Raw genomic sequence first — 19,958 nt, 5'->3', positions numbered from 1 at the left:
CTGCTGCTGGTGGCGCTGGCCGGTTGCTCGGAGAAGCCTGAGCAGGCCGGTTTTGCTGGGCTGGCTGAAGGTGTGGGTGAGAGCGAACATCTGTCTTACTTGCAGCCGGGACCGGACACCGGTCTGGCGTTCCCGGAGGATCTGGGCCCCCATCCACGCCATCGCATCGAGTGGTGGTACCTGACGGCAAACCTGAAAACCGTATCCGGCGAACCGCTGGGGCTGCAATGGACCCAATTCCGACAGGCACTGATACCGCGGGAGCCAGGGTCGGCGCCTGCGCCTGAAGCCTGGCCCCTGGAGGCGGCCTGGATGGCCCACGCTGCCGTAAGCTGGCAGGGGAAGCACGTCTTTGCCGAGCGCCTGGCCCGGGGCGATGTGGGTAACGCAGGGGCCAAGGCCCGGCCCTTTTCCGTGTGGCTGGATCACTGGCAGCTGGAATCTGTTTCGGAGGATCAATGGCGGCTTCAGGTGCAGGATGAAAGCTTCGGTTATGACCTGACCCTGACCATTAACGATCAGCCCGTGGCCCACGGCATCAACGGGTTCAGCGCCAAATCCGACAGCGGTCAGGGCTCGATGTATTTCAGCTACGTGGATATCGCCATCAGCGGCACCGTCACCTTCGAGGATCAGGCCCTGGAGGTGGCGGGCCGGGGCTGGTTCGACCGGGAGTGGAGCAGCCAGTTTCTCAAGACCGGCCAGCAGGGCTGGGACTGGTTTGCCCTGCACCTGGACTCGGGGGACAAGCTCATGGCCTTCCGGTTGCGGGAGGAAGGTGATCCATTTGTCTCGGGTACCTGGATTCCGGCGGCCGGCCAGGTACAGCCTCTGGATTCCGGGCAACTGGCCCTGTCGGTGATCGAACAACGTGAGGGCGTTCCGGTACGCTGGCGGATTGAAGTGCCGGAGCAAGGCGTGAATCTGGAGCTGTCCGCGCCTCCGGGGGACTACATGAATCAGGGGCTCTACCCCTACTGGGAGAGCCCCGTCGATGTCTCCGGCAGTCATGCCGGAGAGGGTTACATGGAGCTCACCGGATACCGGTGATCGGTCAGTCCAGCGAGGTGGCGCCGATCTTGTGGATGCTCACGTCCGCGCCATTGAATTCTTCTTCCTCGCTCAGGCGCAGGCCGGACACGGATTTCACGATGCCGTAGACGATCAGGCCACCGCCGAAGGCGACGATCACGCCCGTCAGGGTGCCGACGAGCTGGGACATCAGGCTGACGCCGCCCAGACCGCCCAGGGCTTGCTGCCCGAAGATGCCGCAGGCAATGGCACCCCAGACACCACAGACTCCGTGCAGCGGCCAGACACCCAGAACATCATCCAGACGTTCGATCCGATCCTGGGCCCACTCGAACAGGTACACAAAGATGGCTCCGGCGACACCGCCGGTAATCAGGGCGCCAACCGGATGCATCAGGTCGGAGCCAGCACAGACGGCCACCAGGCCGGCCAGCGGGCCGTTGTGGATAAAGCCCGGGTCCTTCTTGCCCAGCACCATGGCCACCAGGATGCCGCCGACCATGGCCATCAGGCTGTTGACCGCCACCAGGCCGCTGATGCCGTCGAGCGTCTGGGCGGACATGACGTTGAAGCCGAACCAGCCCACGGTCAGGATCCAGGCACCCAGCGCCAGGAACGGGATGTTGGACGGCGCAATGGCGACGACCCGACCGTTGCGATAGCGCCCTTTTCGGGCACCCAGCAGCAGGATGGCGGCGAGGGCCACCCAGCCGCCTACCGCATGCACCACCACGGAGCCGGCGAAGTCATGGAAGGATGCACCAAACTGACTCTCCAGCCAGGCCTGGAAGCCGTAGTTGCCGTTCCAGATCAGCCCCTCGAAGAAGGGGTAGACCAGGGCCACGATCAGGCCGGAGCCGATCAGCATCGGATAGAACTTGGCGCGCTCGGCGATACCGCCGGAGATGATGGCGGGAATGGCCGCAGCAAAGGTCATCAGAAAGAAGAACTTGACCAGCTCATAGCCATTGCCGGCGGTCAGCTCGCTGGCGCCGGTCATGAAGTGGCTGCCGTACGCGATGTAGTAACCGACAAAGAAGTAGAGCACGGCGGAGACGCCGAAATCGGTCATGATCTTGACCAGGGCATTGACCTGGTTCTTGTGGCGCACGGTACCGACTTCCAGGAAGGCGAAGCCGGCGTGCATGGCCAGCACCATGATGGCACCGATGAGGATGAACAGCGTGTTGGCGCTCTCCGTCAGGGTATGTACTGCACTCGTGATGTCCACGGGTTGATGCTCCTGATGTTGTGTTGGCGGTCTCTGCGGACCGCTGATGCATTGACAGAGGGCACCTCAAGCAAGAGGTGTTCCAAAACAATGCAAATCAAGAGCGGGATGGGGTTTGAGCTGGATCGGGGAAAGCAATTTCAGAGAAATGGGTGCCTTTTCGCACTAAACAGGTGCGTATTCCGGGAGAGTGCACCTATCTGGTGACATCTGTGGATGCCTGGTCTCGCGATTCGTCCTGCTGGTCCTTCCAGGCGGCGTAGCGGTGCAGATCTGACTCCACCAGCTTCAGGCACAGGGCGACCACGCCGGCATCGTCCAGAAAGCCGACCGCGAGAATCATGTCCGGAATGAAGTCCAGCGGGTTGAGTACGTAGAGCAGGGCACCGGCGACCGCTGCGATGGTTTTCCAGGGCACCGACCGATAGTTGCCGTACCAGTAATCCCGGATCATCGAGAACATCAGTTTGATGTCCGTACCAAAGCGCTGGAGCTTGCCACTGCCCTTGACCTTGTCCTCGATGGCCCGTTGCCGGTCCAGCAGGGTTTCCAGATCCTGTCGGTGGACCTGCGATGCCTCGGCATCCAGCTGTTGGCGAGCCTTCTTTTCGCTGAACAATGCCATACCTGTTCCTTGAACGGGTGAACGTCCGGAAATTATCCCACAAATATTCGTTTGGCCAAGGATGCCCCGCGCCAGCCCCGGATGGCCAGGGTGGTGATGAGTCCGCCGATCATCGCGCCCACCACACCGCAGGTGAGAATGTCCTGACCGGTCAGGTACAGCCCCGGGATCGGCGTTTTCGGCCTGAGCCAGTCCTGTTCGAACCGTTCAGGGTTGTGGTCCAGGCCGTAGAGCTCACCCCGGCCATAGCGGGAGAACCAGGCCGTGGACAGCGGTGTGGAGGTCTCCACATAGTCCACCTTGCCGCGCAGCTGTGGCAGTTTCTGGTACATGATTTCCAGCAGCTGGTCGGTGATTCTTGCTTTCAGGGCCTCGTAGTCATCGCCACGCTTGCCCCAGATGGTGTCCTGCCAGGGCTCGAACATGTCCCAGGTGGTGGGGGCGACGATCTCGATGGTGGAAGTGCCCGGCCAGCGGTTCTGGTAATCGGGGTCCTTGGCGGCAGGGAAGGAGACATAGACCACGGGGTACTCGCTGTGGTCCGGGTCCTTCAGGAAGCGCTCCACGTTGTCGTCGTGGTCGGCACTCGGATAGATCCAGTAGTTGGTCCGGGGCAGTCCCAGCTCCTCCGGCGTGCCTTGCAGGCCGATGTAGAGACCGATGTGAGGCATGGACGGCGTGATGTGCTCACGCTTGCGCCGGTAGCCGGCGATCTCGCGGCCTTCTTCCGGCAGCAGTTTCTCGAAGGTATTGATGATGCCCGCGTTGCTGATGACCCGGGGTGCCCGGATCTCCTTGCCATCGGCCATGCGCACCCCGACCGCGCGGCCCTTCTCCAGCAGGATGTCGGTGACATCGGCGTAGGTGAAGACCTCGCCGCCGGAGGCCTGGATCACCGGAATGATGGTTTTGGCAATCTCGGAGGCACCGCCAACCGGGTAGAAACCGCCATAGAGATAATGCTTGGCAATCAGGGCATGGACCATGAAGCTGGAGTGGCTCGGTGTAACGCCGCAGTCGCCCCACTGGCCGGTGATGGCACCGATCAGTTCCTCATTGTCCGTGAGTTCGGCGAGGACTTCGCGGGTAGTCCGGTTGAAACAGTCCGGCAGGGCGACATCGAGTCCCTTATGGATCAGCGGGTCCAGAATCCCGGGGGTCAGCTTGGACAGGGTGTACCACTGCATACCGTCGGCGACCTTGCCTAGCAGCCGAATGTAGCCGTCAATCGCTGCGCGTTCGTCCGGGAAGGCTTCCAGCAGGGACTGGCGCAGCCCTTCCTTGCCGGCCCGGAGGTTGATCACCTTGTCGCCCAGATAAAAACGGTCGTAGACCTCGTCCATGGGGGCCCACTGCAGCTTGCCATCGGTGATGTAATCGAACAGGCGGCGCCCAAGGGTGTGGGGCGAGCCCATGTCACCGATGTAGTGCACCCCGACGTCCCATTCATAGCCGTTGCGGGCGTAACTGTGGGTGTAACCGCCGGCGGTATAGTGCTGTTCCAGTACCAGGACTTTCTGGCCGCCCTTGGACAGGCAGGCGGCCGTGGTGAGCCCGCCGATGCCGGAGCCGATCACGATGGCATCGTAGGGGCCTTCGAGCCGATTGGCCCGGTAGCGCCGGCCGATGCGGATGGTGCTGGGTTTGAGTTTTTCTGATGACTGGCTGGTTACCACCACGCTTTCCCCCACATTTCGGGATTGGCCCAGTTGTCGGGATTGTTCCAGGCCCGTTTGTGGTTGTAGGTGTCCAGGTTGTAGGTGTACAGCGTGCGCCGGCCCTGATCTGTTTCGATCTCGGCGTGGCGCCGGAAGCCGAGGCCGATAAAGTCGGTAAAGGCCCAGCCGGGAGTCTCTCCTACCAGCACGGCAATCTGGTGGGTGCCATAGTTGCGCAACTGACCGAGCAGAAGCGCCCCTTCATCGAACGGCAGGTGCTCGAGGGTATCGGTTACCAGGGCGAGATCCTTGACCGTATTCGGCGGCAGTTCCGCGTTGGGATCTGTCGTGTCCAGGAGTTGCAAATGGGTATCCGGCTTCTGGTCGCACCAGAGCCTGGCCACCTGCAGGGCGGTCGTGCCACAGCAGAGCAGGCTGCCGGGCTGTGCGGTATCCAGGATACGGGCGAGGATCGCGGCGGCATTCGGTTCAGGGTTCGTCATGACAGGGGCCAGTCAGCTGCGTCAACGGTATGGAGTCCCACGGGTTGTTCGGCATGGCCGCCCCAGCGATCGATGAAGGTGCCGCAGGGGTCGTACTGGTTCGCCTGTTTTTCCAGGTTGAACTGACGCAACCCCCGGGGATCGGCGCCGACACCAGCCAGATACTGCCAGTTGCCGTAGTTACTGCCTACATCATAGTCGATAAGTTGTTCCTGAAACCACGCTGCTCCGTAACGCCAGTCCAGTCCAAGCTCATTCACGAAGCAGCTGGCCACCAGTTGCCGGGCCCGGTTGCTGATATAGCCGGTTTCCCGCAACTGGTTCATGGCGGCGTTGACAATCGGGTACTCGGTGTTGCCCTCGCACCAGGCCTTGAAGCGGTGGCCATAGAAGGTTGCAGGCCGCCGCTTGCGTTGCACGCCATCCCGGCGAAACAGGTTGGCACCATGCTTCAGGGCGTACCAGAAGAAATATTCCCGCCATAGCAGCTCGAACCAGAGCCAGTAGGTGGACTCGTTGCTGGTTTCGCGACGCTCGTATTCGGCAATGCTCTCGGCCACTTCCCGTACCGACAGGCAGCCGTTGGCGAGCCAGGGCGAGAGCTTGGAGGAGGCGTTCCAGCTATCCAGGGCATTGCGGGTCTCTTTGTAACGGGCGATGCCGTGGTTGATGAACAGGAACTCCCGGAGCCGGTTCAGGCCGGCGTCCTCGCCTCCGGTGAACTGCAGCGGGTGCACCGGTTCCGGAATGGGCGGGCATTCACCCCGGTTGTCCTCGGGAAAACCGGGGGCTGGCGGTAACGCAGTCAGGGTGCGGATGCGCATCTGCTCGCTGTACCGGTGCCCGGTTTTTTCCACCTGTTTGCGGAACTGGGAGAAGGTATCAGGCAGCTCTGCCAGGGGCATCGGCAACGCTCCCTCGGTGAACAGGGAGAGAGTCTCGAATTGCTGGAATACGATACCCGGCAGCGCTTCCTTCAGGGCCTGCCAGTGCATCGCTTCCTCGGTGCCCGGCAGGCGCGAGCGCACCACCCGGCCAATGCCATGGGCATGGACCAGCTCGGGGATGACCTGTTCTGGCCGGCCGAAGGCAATGTGCAGGCGCTGGCCCATGGGCCGAAGGCTTCGCTCCAGGGTCATCAGGCTCTGCCACAGGAAACGCCAGCGGTGACTGCCCATGGCCTTGCTCTGAAGGCCGCCGGTGGCAAACCAGCGCGGATCCACCACGTAGACACACAGCAGCATATCCGAGCGGGAAGCGGCCAGCAGGGCGGCGTTGTCGTGCAGGCGCAGGTCCCGCGTAAACCAGTAAAGTGTTTGCAACGTATGTGTCCCCCTTCTACGGTGCACTCTACGGTGGAATGTCCCGTAATTACGGCCATGACGTCAAACAGGATTGGCCGGGACCGGAATGGTGCTAAAGTAAGTTGATCTCAACCGGAACAAGGAGCCCTGATATGATCAAATCCCGCGCTGCGGTGGCCTTTGAGGCCAACAAGCCGCTTGAAATTGTCGAAGTGGATGTGGAACCGCCAAAAGAGGGCGAGGTTCTGGTACGCATCGTTGCCACCGGCGTTTGCCACACCGACGCCTACACCCTGTCCGGAGCCGATCCCGAGGGCCTGTTCCCGACTATCCTGGGTCACGAGGGCGGCGGTATTGTCGAGGCGGTTGGCCCCGGCGTAAAAGACCTTCAGGTCGGTGATCACGTGATCCCGCTCTACACCGCCGAGTGCGGCAAGTGCAAATTCTGCACCTCCGGCAAGACCAACCTGTGTGGCGCCGTGCGCGAGACCCAGGGCAAGGGCGTGATGCCGGACGGCACCTCCCGCTTCTCCTACAAGGGCCAGCCGCTGTACCACTACATGGGCTGCTCCACCTTCTCCGAGTACACCGTGCTGCCGGAAATCTCCCTGGCCAAGATCCCCAAGGAAGCCCCGCTGGACAAGGTCTGCCTGCTCGGTTGCGGCGTCACGACCGGCATCGGTGCCGTGCTGAATACCGCCAAAGTGGAGGAAGGTGCGACTGTGGCCATCTTCGGCCTCGGTGGCATCGGCCTGGCGGCGATCATCGGCGCCAAGATGGCCAAGGCCGGCCGCATCATCGGTGTCGACATCAATCCGGGCAAGTTCGACATTGCCAAACAGCTGGGCGCCACTGATGTGGTCAACCCCAACGACTACGACAAGCCGATCCAGGAAGTGATCATCGAGATGACCGACGGCGGTGCCGACTACACCTTCGAGTGTGTGGGCAACGTCAAGCTGATGCGCGCCGCGCTCGAGGCCTGCCACAAGGGCTGGGGCGAATCCACCATCATCGGCGTGGCCGGTGCCGGCGAGGAAATCAGCACCCGTCCGTTCCAGCTGGTCACCGGCCGGGTCTGGCGCGGTTCCGCCTTCGGTGGCGTGAAGGGCCGTACCGAGCTGCCGGGCTACGTGGAGAAGGCCGAGAAGGGTGAGATTCCGCTGGATGTGTTTATTACTCACGAGATGAAGCTGGAAGACATCAACAAGGCGTTTGACCTGATGCATGAGGGTAAGAGCATTCGGTCGGTGATTCATTTCTGAAGACGCCTACAAGACGGGTTGGCTGAAGCCGACTCGTCTCATCTCACCATCTTTCTAATCTGAGATGCTCGTTATTAACGGGAATTTCTTTTCGTCTTTGGGAACAGCCAGAATGAAAACCAGCGGGTCATTCTGGGCATTAATATGTAACTCATCAGAATCATGACCAGGGCTGTGACCAGGAACGTCCTCGCCAGCAGCGGTATTTGCGCCAGAATGTCGCCGAACAATACAAACACCAGAGTCACAGCTGGATAAAGCGCCAGCCAGCTGACAATGGTCATCTTCCATTTGGGTGGCGGTTTCACCGGATTCTGTCCGGGCAGGGTGAACCAGGTCACGATCCCGGAGGTGACTTCCCGTTCGCTGGGCTGTACCAGCAAGCTTTCAATCTGTTCCAGCAGTTCGGCACGTTCCTCCGATTCTTCCCAGGCGGTCAGCGTCTCCCGGTCGCGGAACTTGAAGACAATGCGGTACTCGGGATCGTCCGGGGAGGATGGCCGGAACATGGTGGCCCCCAGGTAGCCCGGGAAGTTCGCGGCCCGTTCGGTCATCTGGCTGCTGAGCGTCTCGAATGCGCGCTCGTCTCCTTTCCGAACCCTTCGTGAGACAACGACCGTAAGCGGGTCCCGGCTCTGGTCGATTGCGTTTGTTGTGTTTTCGCGTACTGACATGTTCTTTCCTCGTGATCCAAAAAAGGGGCCCGCAAATGCGGGCCCAATAGAGGAGCAACAATGAATGGCAGATCAGCTGCCGGTGGCGCGCAGGTATTGCACGTTGAACATGTTGGTCGGCGTCAGCTCCGGATCAACCTGGCCTTTGAACTGGCCGGTGGTGCAGTGGCTGGCCTGGACGTCGATCATGCTGAAGCTGTCGTCAATGGACACACCGCTGCCCTTGTTCTTGGGCAGATGATAGTCCGGGTGGGCCTGACCGATGGTGAAGGTCTTCCACAGGCTGCCTTTGCGGTCGTAGGAGACTGTGCGCGGGATAGTGAAGGTCTGTGCGTCCATGAAGTGCACGCGCTTGGACAGCGGGTGGCTTTCATCGACGGGCACGGATTCCACTTCATGCACCTTGCGCAGCTGCCAGGTGATGTTCGGGAAGCAGCCGCCCTTGCCACTGAAGGCCACGACCTGGTATCCGTCATCATCCTGATGCGTTTCACTATCGAGGGTCAGCTCGTTGTGGTTGTAGAACGGCATCAGCATGTAGCGGGTGCCCTTGTAGGTCCAGTTCATGTCCGAGATGCGGCCGTTGTAGCCCTCGAAGTCCTCGATCATCAGGTCGGAACCGAGGAAGGCATCGGTGACCTGACCGGTGGCCAGACGACGGACCCGGCGCTGGAAGCCCAGATACAGCCAGGAGTTGTCACGCTTGAGATCGTCCGCGGCGCGATGAATCAGCAGCTGGGTGTCCCGTACATCCGCCGGATCCAGTACCTGGACATAGATGGCGCGGAACAGGTCGGACGGATTCGGGGTGATTTCCGGAGTCGGTTCCTGATTCACCCGGCCCTTGTAGTTCAGGAAGTGAAAGTTGAACTTGATGGTCCGCTCGACATCGCCGGAGTCCATGTCCCGGTACTTCCAGTAGAACGGGTAGATGGCGGCACTGTCACCCCAGTTGTAGCCATACTTGTAGTTCCAGGCCAGTTTCTCGCCCGCGCGGGGATCATCGGCACTGGGCTCTTCCGGGAATGGGCGCCCGGCCTGCCAGCCGTTGATTTCACCCACCTTGTCACCGAGTGACACCTCGCCCAGGGAAACGCGGGTGGCTTCCACATAGTTGGGGTGCAAGTCGAACGATGTGGTCTCGCCCACCGTAATGGTGGTCCAGCCCTGCTCGATAAAGCGATAGAAAGCGGGATCGATAACCTCCTTGAACTGGGCCACGTTGTCCTGGTTGATCACCATGCCCGGCTGAAGGCCCTCGAACTGCGGGGTTTCGGTCTTGTACGGGTAGAAGGATTCGGTGATTACTGCCTCGTCGGCCAGTGCCGAGGTGGCCATGAGGCCGGCGGTGCATCCGGCGATCAGTGTGCGCGTCAGGGTGTGCATCTTGTTGTGTTTCATGATTTACCTCGTGATCAGAAGCTGTAGCGAACGGTCAGCTGGACTTCGTCTTCTTCCTGGGCCATGCCGATCGGACCGGACTGGAAGCGGCCGAGGGGTTCATAGCCGGACAGGCCTGCGGATTCACCCGGCTGGTGATTCACGACGCCGGGGGTTTGGGTGAACGGATCCCAGGGGTTGCAGGAACGGCAGTCGTCAAATTTCCGGGCACCGTCACCCACCTTGATGTTGGCGCCGGCGGTCAGCTTGAGGTTGTCGGTGACAATCCAGTCGACGCTGGGGGCCAGCGTGGTGGCCTGGGCACGGAAATCGTGGGCAGTGATCAGTTTCGGGGTCAGCCGGTTGTTCATGTAGAAGCCCTGGATCAGCAGGGTGCCAATCCAGTTGTGCTCCCAGTCGGGAATACCCGCTTCACCATAGGTTCTCTGCTCACGCTCGTGATCAAGAATGTGCTGACCGAAGATCTGGCCGGAGAACAGGAACGACTGGTTCTCGTTCAGGAACGGGATGAAGATGTTCTTGTCCGCACCGACGACGTAGCGAAGCACGTCGGACTCGGAATAGAGCCTTTCCCGCAGGGTATTGGCGAATTCCTCACCCGAGGTGTAGGCGGTCTCGAACCGGAATACCGTGTCGATGCCCTGGGAGTAGTAATCCAGGGAGCCGCCCACCAGGTTGACCCGGGGGAAGTGGATGTCGAACGCGATCAGTGAGGGCCATACGGCTGTTTCACTGGTGAAGGCGTTTTCGGCCGGAATTCCGCCACGCAGTGACGGCAGCTGGGACCGGTAGGTCAGGGCGTTCAGGGAGAAACCCAGGTCGCCGTAGACACCTTCCAGTTTCAGACCGAGCTGGGTGTTGGACAGTTTCCAGCTGGGCAGGTTGGCCCGGCGGATACCGATCTGGCCCGGGCCAAAGTCGGTTGCGAGACCGCCGTCCGGTGTTGCGCCGGCAAAGTTGGCCACCGTGCCGCCGTTCTCCCAGAGGTTGTTCATGCCGCGGAAGAAACAGCCGGCATCAAGAATGACATTGGGCTGGCCACACTGGCCGATGTCGTGGGGACGGAACTCGTCGAAATTCCACACCACCTGGAAGTTGAGATCGTCAAACGCTAGGCCGTCGACAACTTCCGTCGGGCCCATGCGGTAGTCCGTTTTCAGGATCCACATGGGAATCCGGATGTCTTCCAGCTCGTCGTAGATGTTGTTGCGGGAATAATCCACGGGGTTGATGACGTCCAACACCCGGAACAGATCCGTTCGGCCCCAGATCACCTGCTGTTTACCCAGGCGGGTACTGAGGACGTTGCCGCTGTCGAAGTTCAGATCGAAATCGACATAGAGCTCACGGATGAAATCCAGATGGTCGTTGAATTCCTGAAACCGGAGTTCGTCCTCGTCCTTGTCCAGGTAATCGTCGATACAGCCGCGGCTGTCGACGTCGCAGGGCCGGACCGGAACACCGAAGGCGACGCCGTTATCCTGGTCGTGCAGGTGCTCACCGAGAACCACCATTCCGTCATTGGGGTTCTCGGTGATGTCAAAGCCCAGCTCGGTACCGGGGACAACCAGGCCGCCGCCATGGGGTACGGATCCCTGGGCCAGATCCTGGAGCTGAATGGGGCCGCCGGCCTCACTGCCGTATTCATCTTCGTTGAGATCGTAGACACCGTCGTAGGTACCGCGAAGCGTGGCGTTCACGGAGACATCGCTGAAAATGCCCACGTCGCCATAACGCTTTTCCCCTTCCAGTTGAACGGTGTTGCGGAATTTCGAAAGTCCGACACCGTCCCGTGCGTACGTCGCGTTCTCGTAGAAGCCGTTGATCCTGGCATCTTCTGCAGCAACAGCCTGTGACAGCGGAGCCAGGGTGAGCCCGGTGGCGCCCGTGAGGGCGGCACACCAGAGGCTCAGGCCTTTTATTTTTGTTTGCATGGCAGATCCTCGTTTGAGTTGTGGTGGAGCACGCCCGGGGTCAGACCCGGGACGTCGCTCCGGCTACGTATCCGTCACCTTCCAGCGTGTTGCTGGCGGGCGAAGGAGTCGGTTCAGGGCGTGGACGATCGGCATGGAGGATGCCGTCCTCGTCGGCGTAGACGTTGGTTATGAAACGGGGCTTGAAGACCAGCACCCAGGACGGCACCAGCAGCATGGCGGCGATACCGTTGATCACGATCATCACGCACAGCAGCATCGCCGCGTCGGACTGGAAGCGCAGGTCGGAGAAGATCACCCACATGATGATCCCGGCCATCAGGGTCAGTGCGGTGAAGCTGATCGCCATGCCGGTGGTGGCAATGGCCCGGCGTACGGCCTCGCGTAGCTCGCCGCACTTCGCCATTTCCTCGCGGATCCGGTCCATCATGTAGATCGAATAGTCGATCCCCACCCCGATCCCGACCGCAATGACCGGCACCGTGTTGATGTCGATGCTCAGGCCATAGAGGCCCATGTAGGCGTAGGTCAGGGTGGTGGCGAACAGCATCGCCAGCAGCATCATCAGGCCTGCGTGCCAGGAGGTGTAGAACAGCATCACGAAGACAAAGATGAGCAGGAAGACCAGCGGCAGCACGATCATGTTGGTGTCGAACGCCGATTCGTTCATCGCGGCCGCCACCCCGAGAGTGCCGCCGGCCAGCCGGATGGTCAGGCCCTCGACGTCATTGCCATGCTCGGCAATCCATTGCTTGGCCATGTGGATGGCCCGGCGAATGGTCTCGCCCTGACGGTCCTTGTAAAAGAACACCAGGTTGGCGACACGGTCATCGGTGTCATTGAATTCATCCAGCGCTCCCGGAATGGGGCTGGACGCCATGTAGGTGAACATCAGGCCACCGACATAGCGTTCGTCGTGGGGAATCTGGTACCAGCGCGGATCGTCGTTGTGCATCAGGCGATTCACTTGTTTCACCAGATCCGGCAGGCCCTTGCTGCCGCCGACACTGGGATCACTCAGCATATGAGACTGGAAGTCGGCCAGCGCCTTCAGGACCTCTGGCCGTTTCAGGCCGCCTTTCTCATCGGTCTCCGCAATCACATAAAGCTCTTCGGAGCCGGGGAAGCGGTCATTCACCACCCGGGAGGAAATGTTGTAGTCGTGGTCCGGGTAGAGAATGGGGGAGCCGGGTTCGGAATCCCCGATCTGGACATTCGAGGCTGCCAGAACCCCCGCGCCCATGACGATGGCCGCCGCCACCAGAACCACCTTGGCGCGTCCGGGGCGGGTCACGGTCCGCGAACAGCTGCTACCGATATAACGCAGCGCGGTTTCCCGTATCTCGGCGTTCTTCGGAGTGGGCAGGATGGACAATAGCAGCGGAACACCGATCAGTACGGTGAAGACCACGGTGATTGCCCACAGGGAGGCGTAGATGCCCAGGTGGGTATTCAGTGGGATCGAGCCGATGGCAATCAGTGACAGACCGATGGCGTCGGAAACCACACCCAGCGAGCCCGGGCGGAACAGGCTGTCAAAGGTAGCCTTGGCGGCTTTCGGACCTTCGCCCAGGACGCGGGTCTCGGCGTAATAGCGCTCCACCAGCTGAACACCGTGGCTCATGGCCCTGGCTGCAATCAAAAAGGGGATCACCAGCCCGAGTGGATCCAGGTTGTACCCGAGCAGACTGATGATCCCAAGCCCCCAGATCGTGGAGATCAGGACACCGCCAAGAGGAATGAGTACGCCGTAAGCCTTGCGGAAGTGGAACACCAGCAGCGCGAGCATGGCGAGTACGGTAAAGATGAAAATCTGCAGGATCTGGTCCATGTAGGTGTAGGCCCAGCCCACCAGCACCGGCTGGCCCGTGGCGTAGATAGTGACACCGTCGTGGGCCTCCTGCTGTCGCAGCTCCTGCAGTTGGGCAAAGGTCTCGGCGTAATCGAGCTTGCCCTCAATCAGCTGGGCCTTGACCAGAGCCATCTTCATATCGGGTGACACAAGGGGGCCGTAAACCCGGGGGTTGGCGGCCACGGCCGCTTTCATCTCCGCCAAAGCCTGTTCGGAATATTCACCCTGGGTGGAGTCGTAGTAGGGCTCAGAGTTAATGCTGCCCACCTCGGTGAGCCAGATTTCCCGGGAGTTGCGGTGAGTGACGCTGGCCACCAGGTTGTGATTGACCCCGGGCAGGTTATCAACGGCCTGGGTCACCCGGTCGATGGTGGCCAGGTTCTCATTGGAGAAGATGTCGCCTTCGGCAAATTCAACACCAACGACCAGGACATTGGCGCCGCCAAAGTCGTCCTTGATGCTGTTGTGCAGTTCGATGTAAGGGTGCTGTTGCGGCAGCAGGTCCGCGAAATCCGTATAGATTTTCAGTCCCGGAATCCGCAGGGCGAAGAACAGTGTGAGCAACGCGATCAGCGTCAGCACTTTCCTCGGATTCCTGAAAATCCAGAGTTCCAGCAGGTGCAGGAAATGCGTGAAGCGATGCAGTCCGGCCATGATCAGTTTCCTCGGTTGTTACTGGCCACGTTGGCCACGGGAATGTCGAGATGAAGAAGCAGCCCCCGGCCACCGGCGACCAGTAGTTGGCGGTTCTCGAGGAGAACGCCATCGCGTAGGTAAAGAGGCTGACTTGGAGTTTTCAGACTCGCCCACTGGTCGCCCTGAAGTGTGAGGACCGTGGCATTGTCGCCAAGGGCAAACAGGGCGCCTTCGGCATCAATAAAACCGAACAGCGGCATGGTGGTGTCAGTAGGCTGGCGGTCCCAGCTCTCGCCGCCATCGGTGGTGTGGTAGATGAACCCGTTAAGGCCGCCAACCCAACCCTCTTCGGAAGACGCGAAGTAAGCGGAGTGGGGATAGAATTCCTCGGGCAGGTAGCCGGCGTAATCCCAGGTCTGACCGCCGTCCCGGGTTTTCAGAACCAGCCCGTATTCGCCGGTGGCGATAGCGGTATCCGCGTCCAGGAACTGAAGGTTGGTCAGGATGGCATCTTCGTTAAGGGTGGTTTCGTTCCAGGTCGTTCCCTGATCGGCAGAACTCTGGAGCGTGGTGAAGCTGCCACCTGCCCACCAGGAACCATCAGGCGCGCAGGTGGCCGTCATCATCTGTTCCTGGCTTGGCAGATCGTGGGGTTGCCACTCGGTTCCGGCGGTCGTGCCGTGCCAGAGCTGGTTGTCGAAGGTCAGTGCAATGAAACTTCCGTCCGGGCAGGTATCCAGGGACAGGAAGCTTTCGCTGGTGGGCACGGGGATCCGTTGCCAATCCTGACCGCCATTCTGGCTTACCAGCAGGGCGCCGGTATTGCCGGCCATGGCAACGACCTGATCGTTCTGCGCCACGGATTGAAAGAAGTCGGTGCGCTGAATGGCCTGTTGGGACTGCGCCCTGACAGCGTCAAGATTCAGCGGTGCTTCACATCCGGTCAGCAACATCGCGGACAATCCGGCGATGGCAATGGAGAAGGGGAATATGCCGCGAGGGCACTCCGAAGCGTATGGCATGTTATGTCACCGTCTTTGTTTTTGTGGATAAAGCGACTGACGGTGACTCAGCAACCGCTGTGCCATGACTGGCAAAGTGTGTTTAACTCACTGAAAAATATTAATTAAATTTATGGTTTAAGCATTTGATCAAGGGGCTGATCAAGGTTGGAGAAAGGCTTGATTTTCATCAAATCATTAAGTGGGAAGAGGGGTTGTCGATTTGATCAAGGCGAAAGTGAAGACGTCCGTGTCCGGAAATTGTGAGGTCAGGTTTCGGCCAGGATGCCGGACTTTTTCAGCCGGTAGGCAAGGGCGGGGCGGGTCAGCCCCAGTATCCGTGCGGCCTTGGAGACATTCTGGTTGGCGCGCTCCATGGCTTCGCGCATAAGGGTCTCTTCGACCTCTTCAAGGCTGATATTGTTGCCCAGGACCTGTTCGGACCAACTTCCCACCCCGGTGGACTCGTGGCCGTTGGTCACCTTGCCGCCCATGTCGACACAATCGGTGGGTGAGTCTTCGGTGGTTGGAGGCGAGACTGCAAACAGCGCTTCCTGGCTGATGGATTCATTGTTGTCGGTGAGAATGACGCCGCGCTCGATCACGTTCTCCAGTTCCCGGATATTACCCGGCCAGTGGTAACGCATACACAGGTCGAGAGCCTTGTCAGAGAGACCCAGGGTCCGCTTGTCATACTCGGAATGGAACTTCTCGAGGAAGTGCTCGATGAGTACGGGAAGGTCCTCCAGTCGTTCCCGGAGTGGGGGGACCTTTACCGGGAAAACGTTCAGCCGATAGAAAAGGTCTGCCCGGAATCTGCCTTCTTCGACTGCCTGCTGAAGGCTCTCGTTGGTGGCGGCAATGACCCGGACGTTGACTTTGCGGGTCCGGTTGTCGCCAACCCGCTCAAGCTCTCCCTCCTGTAAAACCCGTAAGAGCGTGGCTTGAGCTCTCGGAGTCAGTTCGATCACCTCGTCAAGAAAGATTGTGCCACCGTTGGCGCGCTCGAACCGTCCCTCTCTCGACTGGTTGGCGCCTGTGTAGGCGCCTTTTTCGACTCCGAACAGCTCCGCCTCAATGAGGTCCGGTGGAATGGCTGCGCAGTTAACGGCAACAAACGGACTTTCGGCCCGCTCGCTTCGCAGGTGGACGCTGCGCGCGATCACTTCCTTTCCGACCCCGGTTTCACCCAAAAGCAACACCGAAACCTTGCCCTGGGCAGCCTTGTCGATCATCTTGCAGACCTTGTTGTAGGCTCCGGACTGGCCGATGCCGTAGTACTGGCCTTTTTGTTTATGCAGGCTGCTACGCAGGGAACTCAGCTGGGCCTGGAGATCGTACAGCTCTTCGATGATCGGATCGGCCTTGAAATAACGTGCGAATTCTTCGGCATCGTCCCACTGTTCCGCTGGTTTACCTTCAATGACACACTTTTCATCCCCGCAGCCGCGACAACTGATCTCCCTGAAAATGATCTCCCGTCCCATGAATGAGGAAGTATAGGCACAGGCGTAGCCAAGCAGTGCCCAGCACACTGCCTCATCCATCTGACCAAGCTCGGTCTGGCAGATCTCGACCTCAAAGGAATCGATCCATTCCAGCTTGCCATAGAATTCGCCGGTTTCCTGGTCAATATCGATTTCCAGGGGAATCACCTTGACCATGCCCTTGAGGGAATGGAGTTGGGGGCCGGCAAGAAAGATATCCAGTTCGTCGCAGTGAGGTCGAAGTTTGCGCGCCAGCTCGGCATCCCGTATTCCGGATTGGTAGCCCAGGCGCAGGAAAAAGCCTTTGGCACGCTCGACGCCCATGCTGTTGACCATTTCCCGACGGAATGCCGCCATGGCATTCAGGTGCATCAGCAGCATTCGCTGCTCACCGAACCAGATTTTGCCTTCCGTGCTCTGAAACCGGATCTGCTCCGTAAGATCGCGAAAATCCACGTAATTCAGTTGTGGCTTGTAGGTAACTGCCATGAGGGATGTCCCTGTTGTAGTTGTAGTGGGACGGCTCTTTTGGAGCTCGCTTTCGGATATTGGCTTTTTATATAACACCTGATGAAAGTCAAAAATCAACCAAATGGTTAAATTTTTTGTCTAGAAAATGGTCAGTCCAGACCTTCTCAGCATTTGCTGACCCGCGTGATGAAAATTGATTATTTGATAAAAAATGCCCGCCTCTTTTTTCCTTCCTTTCACTGGGCCTGGAAAGTACTTGACCAGAAAATTTCTTAAAAGATCATTAAAAACAGTGACCTGAAAACTCTTTCCTGTTCGTCAGGCCAATCTGGCACAGCCGTTGCTCCACCCCTTGCAGCCAACAACAAACACAAGGGGCAAATGATGACCTCTCAGACTGACATTAAAACCTTCGACGAGTTGACCCGATACATCCGGGTCCGCAGCGAGCCCGGTGACAAGTTCGTTGAATTCGACTTCGCCATTGGCTATCCGGAGCTGTTCGTTGAACTTGTGTTGCCTCGCGAGGCCTTCGAACTCTTCTGCAAGCACAACAAGGTTGTCCACATGGACTCCGACATGATCCGCGAGATTGACGAAGACATGGTCAAGTGGCGGTTCGGGGAGCGGGGACAGCGTTACTAGGCAATACCCATCAACCTCCACGTTCACAACAACAAGACGGTTAAGTTGATATGAGCATCGAAATCAAGACCAACTCGGTGGAACCTATCCGCCAGACCTACGGCCACATTGCCCGCCGTTTCGGCGACAAGCCTGCCTCCCGTTACCAGGAAGCGAGCTTTGATCTTGAGGCCAAGACCAACTTCCACTATCGCCCACTGTGGGATTCCGAGCACGGGCTCAACGATCCGAACCGCACCGCTATCCGCATGGAAGACTGGTATGCGGTGACCGATCCACGTCAGTTCTATTACGGAGCCTACGTGGGCAATCGAGCCAAGATGCAGGAAGCCGCCGAGACCAGTTTTGGCTTCTGCGAAAAGCGCAATCTGCTGGGCCGGTTGCCCGAGGCAACCCAGAAGCAGCTGCTTCGGCTGCTGGTCCCGCTTCGTCACGTCGAACTCGGCGCCAATATGAACAACAGCAAGATCGCCGGTGACGCCACCGCCACGACGGTTGCCCAGATGCACATTTATCAGGCCATGGACCGTCTGGGCATTGGCCAATACCTGTCACGGATCGCGCTTATGACCGACGGCAGCACCGGCACCAGCCTGGATGAGTCCAAAGGTTACTGGATGGACGATGCGCTCTGGCAGCCGATGCGCAAGCTGATTGAGGACACCCTGGTAATGCGGGACTGGTTCGAGTTGAGCCTGGTCCAGAACGTTCTGCTGGATGGTCTGCTCTACCCGCTGGTTTACGAAAAGATGGATCAGTGGCTTGGCGAACAGGATGCCGAAGACGTCTCCATGCTCACCGAGTTCATGCGCGACTGGTACAAGGAGTCCGTGCGCTGGACCAACGCGATGATGAAAGCTGTCGCCGGTGAAAGCGAAGCAAACCGGGAGCTGTTGCAGTCATGGATCGATCATTGGGAACCGCGTGCCTATGAAGCCCTGAAGCCGCTCGCGGAAACCTCTACCGGCGTTGAAGCCCTGGATGAAACCCGGGCCCAGCTCGCCACCCGCCTCAAGAAATTCGGACTGCAAAGCCAGGGAGTATCCGCATGAGCCAGCTCGTATTCATCGCCTTTCAGGACAACGATAACGCCCGCTACCTGGTGGACGCCATTGCCGAGGACAACCCGGAAGCGGAGGTCCAGCACCAGCCCGCGATGATCCGGATTCAGGCGGAGAAACGCCTGGTGATCAACCGGGAAACCATGGAAGAAAAGCTCGGTCGCGACTGGGACGTTCAGGAGATGCTGATTGATGTGATCAGTATCGGCGGCAACGTCGACGAGGACGACGACCACTTCATTCTTCAGTGGAACTGATTGGGAGAACCATTATGTCTGTTAAAAACAAAAAGCTTAACCTCAAAGACAAGTACCAGTATCTGACCCGGGATATGGCCTGGGAGCCCAGTTACCAGAAGAAAGAAGATATCTTCCCGAACGAGTCGTTCGAGGGAATCAAGATCACCGATTGGTCCCAGTGGGAAGATCCGTTTCGCCTGACCATGGATGCCTACTGGAAGTACCAGGCGGAGAAAGAGAAGAAGCTCTATGCCATCTTCGATGCCTTTGCCCAGAACAACGGCCACCAGAATATCTCCGATGCCCGTTACGTTAACGCATTGAAGCTGTTCCTGAGTGGTGTGTCTCCGCTCGAGCACGCAGCCTTCCAGGGGTATGCCCGCGTGGGTCGGGACTTCAGTGGCGCCGGTGCCCGGGTGGCGTGTCAGATGCAGGCCATCGACGAACTGCGTCACTCCCAGACCCAGCAACACGCGATGAGCCACTACAACAAGCACTTCAACGGCCTGCACGATGCGGCACACATGCACGACCGGGTGTGGTTCCTGTCCGTGCCCAAGTCGTTCTTTGACGACGCCCGCTCTGCCGGTCCGTTCGAGTTCCTGACCGCCATCTCATTCTCCTTCGAGTATGTGCTGACCAACCTGCTGTTCGTGCCGTTCATGTCCGGAGCCGCTTACAACGGCGATATGGCCACCGTAACTTTCGGTTTCTCGGCCCAGTCTGACGAGGCCCGACACATGACGCTGGGTCTTGAGGTGATCAAGTTCATCCTGGAGCAGCATGAGGACAACGTGCCAATCGTGCAGCGCTGGATCGACAAGTGGTTCTGGCGCGGTTTCCGCCTGCTGAGCCTGGTGGGAATGATGATGGACTACATGCTGCCGAACCGGGTCATGTCCTGGGCGGAGGCCTGGGAGGTCTACTACGAGCAGAACG

Annotated in this window: 16 protein-coding genes and 1 pseudogene; 6 read left to right on the top strand and 11 right to left on the bottom strand. The window is 59.4% G+C overall.

From position 1 onward, the window contains the following. Positions 1-1,050, top strand: a 1,050-nt coding sequence (locus tag ACESMW_RS15515) for a lipocalin-like domain-containing protein (RefSeq protein WP_372987917.1), incomplete at its 5' end; no start/stop codon positions are given. Between the two features lie 4 nt (positions 1,051-1,054). On the opposite strand, the gene ACESMW_RS15510 is transcribed toward ACESMW_RS15515, so the two are convergent. From ACESMW_RS15510 to ACESMW_RS15490, 5 genes are all read right to left on the bottom strand, one after another. Further along, positions 1,055-2,263 carry an ammonium transporter gene (locus tag ACESMW_RS15510; RefSeq protein ID WP_372987916.1) on the bottom strand — a complete coding sequence of 403 codons (1,209 nt, stop codon included), beginning with the start codon at positions 2,261-2,263 and terminating at the stop codon, positions 1,055-1,057. 196 nt (positions 2,264-2,459) lie between these two features. Beyond that, positions 2,460-2,888 carry a YkvA family protein gene (locus ACESMW_RS15505; RefSeq protein ID WP_372987915.1) on the bottom strand — a complete coding sequence of 143 codons (429 nt, stop codon included), beginning with the start codon at positions 2,886-2,888 and terminating at the stop codon, positions 2,460-2,462. A 32-nt stretch (positions 2,889-2,920) separates the two neighbouring features. Continuing rightward, positions 2,921-4,564, bottom strand: a complete 1,644-nt coding sequence (locus ACESMW_RS15500) for a phytoene desaturase family protein (RefSeq protein WP_372987914.1) — start codon at positions 4,562-4,564, stop codon at positions 2,921-2,923. After that, positions 4,558-5,049, bottom strand: coding sequence for a DUF6231 family protein (locus tag ACESMW_RS15495; protein WP_372987912.1), 492 nt, complete (start codon positions 5,047-5,049; stop codon positions 4,558-4,560). Before ACESMW_RS15495 ends, ACESMW_RS15500 begins: the two co-directional genes overlap by 7 nt. Further along, a complete protein-coding gene (locus tag ACESMW_RS15490; RefSeq protein ID WP_372987911.1) occupies positions 5,046-6,371 on the bottom strand; it encodes a DASH family cryptochrome in 1,326 nt (441 codons plus the stop codon). Before ACESMW_RS15490 ends, ACESMW_RS15495 begins: the two co-directional genes overlap by 4 nt. Before the next feature lie 134 nt (positions 6,372-6,505). On the opposite strand from ACESMW_RS15490, the gene ACESMW_RS15485 reads away from it, so the two are divergent. Beyond that, on the top strand, positions 6,506-7,618 hold the full coding sequence (locus ACESMW_RS15485; protein WP_091997877.1) for an S-(hydroxymethyl)glutathione dehydrogenase/class III alcohol dehydrogenase: 1,113 nt from the start codon (positions 6,506-6,508) through the stop codon (positions 7,616-7,618). A 74-nt stretch (positions 7,619-7,692) separates the two neighbouring features. Here ACESMW_RS15485 and ACESMW_RS15480 read toward each other — a convergent pair whose 3' ends face one another. From ACESMW_RS15480 to ACESMW_RS15455, 6 genes are all read right to left on the bottom strand, one after another. Continuing rightward, positions 7,693-8,292 (bottom strand): antibiotic biosynthesis monooxygenase, encoded by a 600-nt coding sequence (locus ACESMW_RS15480; protein WP_372987910.1) that lies wholly within the window; start codon positions 8,290-8,292, stop codon positions 7,693-7,695. A gap of 72 nt (positions 8,293-8,364) precedes the next feature. Continuing rightward, the gene (locus ACESMW_RS15475; RefSeq protein WP_372987909.1) at positions 8,365-9,693 is read right to left on the bottom strand and encodes a DUF1329 domain-containing protein; all 1,329 of its coding nucleotides are present in this window, start codon (positions 9,691-9,693) and stop codon (positions 8,365-8,367) included. A gap of 14 nt (positions 9,694-9,707) precedes the next feature. Beyond that, the gene (locus ACESMW_RS15470; protein ID WP_372987908.1) at positions 9,708-11,627 is read right to left on the bottom strand and encodes a DUF1302 family protein; all 1,920 of its coding nucleotides are present in this window, start codon (positions 11,625-11,627) and stop codon (positions 9,708-9,710) included. A gap of 40 nt (positions 11,628-11,667) precedes the next feature. After that, on the bottom strand, positions 11,668-14,133 hold the full coding sequence (locus ACESMW_RS15465) for an efflux RND transporter permease subunit (RefSeq protein WP_372987907.1): 2,466 nt from the start codon (positions 14,131-14,133) through the stop codon (positions 11,668-11,670). 2 nt (positions 14,134-14,135) lie between these two features. Continuing rightward, positions 14,136-15,137 carry a WD40/YVTN/BNR-like repeat-containing protein gene (locus ACESMW_RS15460; RefSeq protein ID WP_372987906.1) on the bottom strand — a complete coding sequence of 334 codons (1,002 nt, stop codon included), beginning with the start codon at positions 15,135-15,137 and terminating at the stop codon, positions 14,136-14,138. A 248-nt stretch (positions 15,138-15,385) separates the two neighbouring features. Further along, positions 15,386-17,092, bottom strand: coding sequence for a sigma 54-interacting transcriptional regulator (locus ACESMW_RS15455; RefSeq protein WP_372987905.1), 1,707 nt, complete (start codon positions 17,090-17,092; stop codon positions 15,386-15,388). Positions 17,093-17,458: 366 nt separating this feature from the next. Between ACESMW_RS15455 and ACESMW_RS15450 the strand changes: the two genes are divergently transcribed. From ACESMW_RS15450 to ACESMW_RS15435, 4 genes and pseudogenes are all read left to right on the top strand, one after another. Further along, positions 17,459-17,719: a phenol hydroxylase subunit gene (locus ACESMW_RS15450; RefSeq protein WP_372987904.1), complete on the top strand. Its 261-nt coding sequence runs from the start codon at positions 17,459-17,461 to the stop codon at positions 17,717-17,719. Between the two features lie 50 nt (positions 17,720-17,769). Next, on the top strand, positions 17,770-18,771 hold the full coding sequence (locus ACESMW_RS15445; protein WP_372987903.1) for an aromatic/alkene monooxygenase hydroxylase subunit beta: 1,002 nt from the start codon (positions 17,770-17,772) through the stop codon (positions 18,769-18,771). Beyond that, positions 18,768-19,037, top strand: a complete 270-nt coding sequence (locus tag ACESMW_RS15440; RefSeq protein ID WP_113861812.1) for an MmoB/DmpM family protein — start codon at positions 18,768-18,770, stop codon at positions 19,035-19,037. The genes ACESMW_RS15445 and ACESMW_RS15440 overlap by 4 nt, the downstream gene beginning before the upstream one ends. A 14-nt stretch (positions 19,038-19,051) precedes the next feature. Then, positions 19,052-19,958 (top strand): annotated as a pseudogene (locus tag ACESMW_RS15435) (phenol 2-monooxygenase); the annotation flags it as partial.

It is taken from the genome of Marinobacter sp., assembly GCF_041690455.1.
In the GTDB taxonomy this organism is placed as follows: Bacteria; Pseudomonadota; Gammaproteobacteria; order Pseudomonadales; family Oleiphilaceae; genus Marinobacter.
The sequence above is the reverse complement of the archived record's forward strand: the minus strand, read 5'-3'. Positions and strand labels throughout refer to the sequence as shown.

Excerpts from the sequence above, each read along its gene's own strand:
- ACESMW_RS15505 (WP_372987915.1), bottom strand. The coding sequence starts at position 2,888 with ATGGCATTGTTCAGCGAAAAGAAGGCTCGCCAACAGCTGGATGCCGAG.
- ACESMW_RS15495 (WP_372987912.1), bottom strand. The coding sequence starts at position 5,049 with ATGACGAACCCTGAACCGAATGCCGCCGCGATCCTCGCCCGTATCCTG.
- ACESMW_RS15485 (WP_091997877.1), top strand. The coding sequence starts at position 6,506 with ATGATCAAATCCCGCGCTGCGGTGGCCTTTGAGGCCAACAAGCCGCTT.
- ACESMW_RS15480 (WP_372987910.1), bottom strand. The coding sequence starts at position 8,292 with ATGTCAGTACGCGAAAACACAACAAACGCAATCGACCAGAGCCGGGAC.
- ACESMW_RS15475 (WP_372987909.1), bottom strand. The coding sequence starts at position 9,693 with ATGAAACACAACAAGATGCACACCCTGACGCGCACACTGATCGCCGGA.
- ACESMW_RS15470 (WP_372987908.1), bottom strand. The coding sequence starts at position 11,627 with ATGCAAACAAAAATAAAAGGCCTGAGCCTCTGGTGTGCCGCCCTCACG.
- ACESMW_RS15465 (WP_372987907.1), bottom strand. The coding sequence starts at position 14,133 with ATGGCCGGACTGCATCGCTTCACGCATTTCCTGCACCTGCTGGAACTC.
- ACESMW_RS15460 (WP_372987906.1), bottom strand. The coding sequence starts at position 15,137 with ATGCCATACGCTTCGGAGTGCCCTCGCGGCATATTCCCCTTCTCCATT.
- ACESMW_RS15455 (WP_372987905.1), bottom strand. The coding sequence starts at position 17,092 with ATGGCAGTTACCTACAAGCCACAACTGAATTACGTGGATTTTCGCGAT.
- ACESMW_RS15450 (WP_372987904.1), top strand. The coding sequence starts at position 17,459 with ATGACCTCTCAGACTGACATTAAAACCTTCGACGAGTTGACCCGATAC.
- ACESMW_RS15445 (WP_372987903.1), top strand. The coding sequence starts at position 17,770 with ATGAGCATCGAAATCAAGACCAACTCGGTGGAACCTATCCGCCAGACC.
- ACESMW_RS15440 (WP_113861812.1), top strand. The coding sequence starts at position 18,768 with ATGAGCCAGCTCGTATTCATCGCCTTTCAGGACAACGATAACGCCCGC.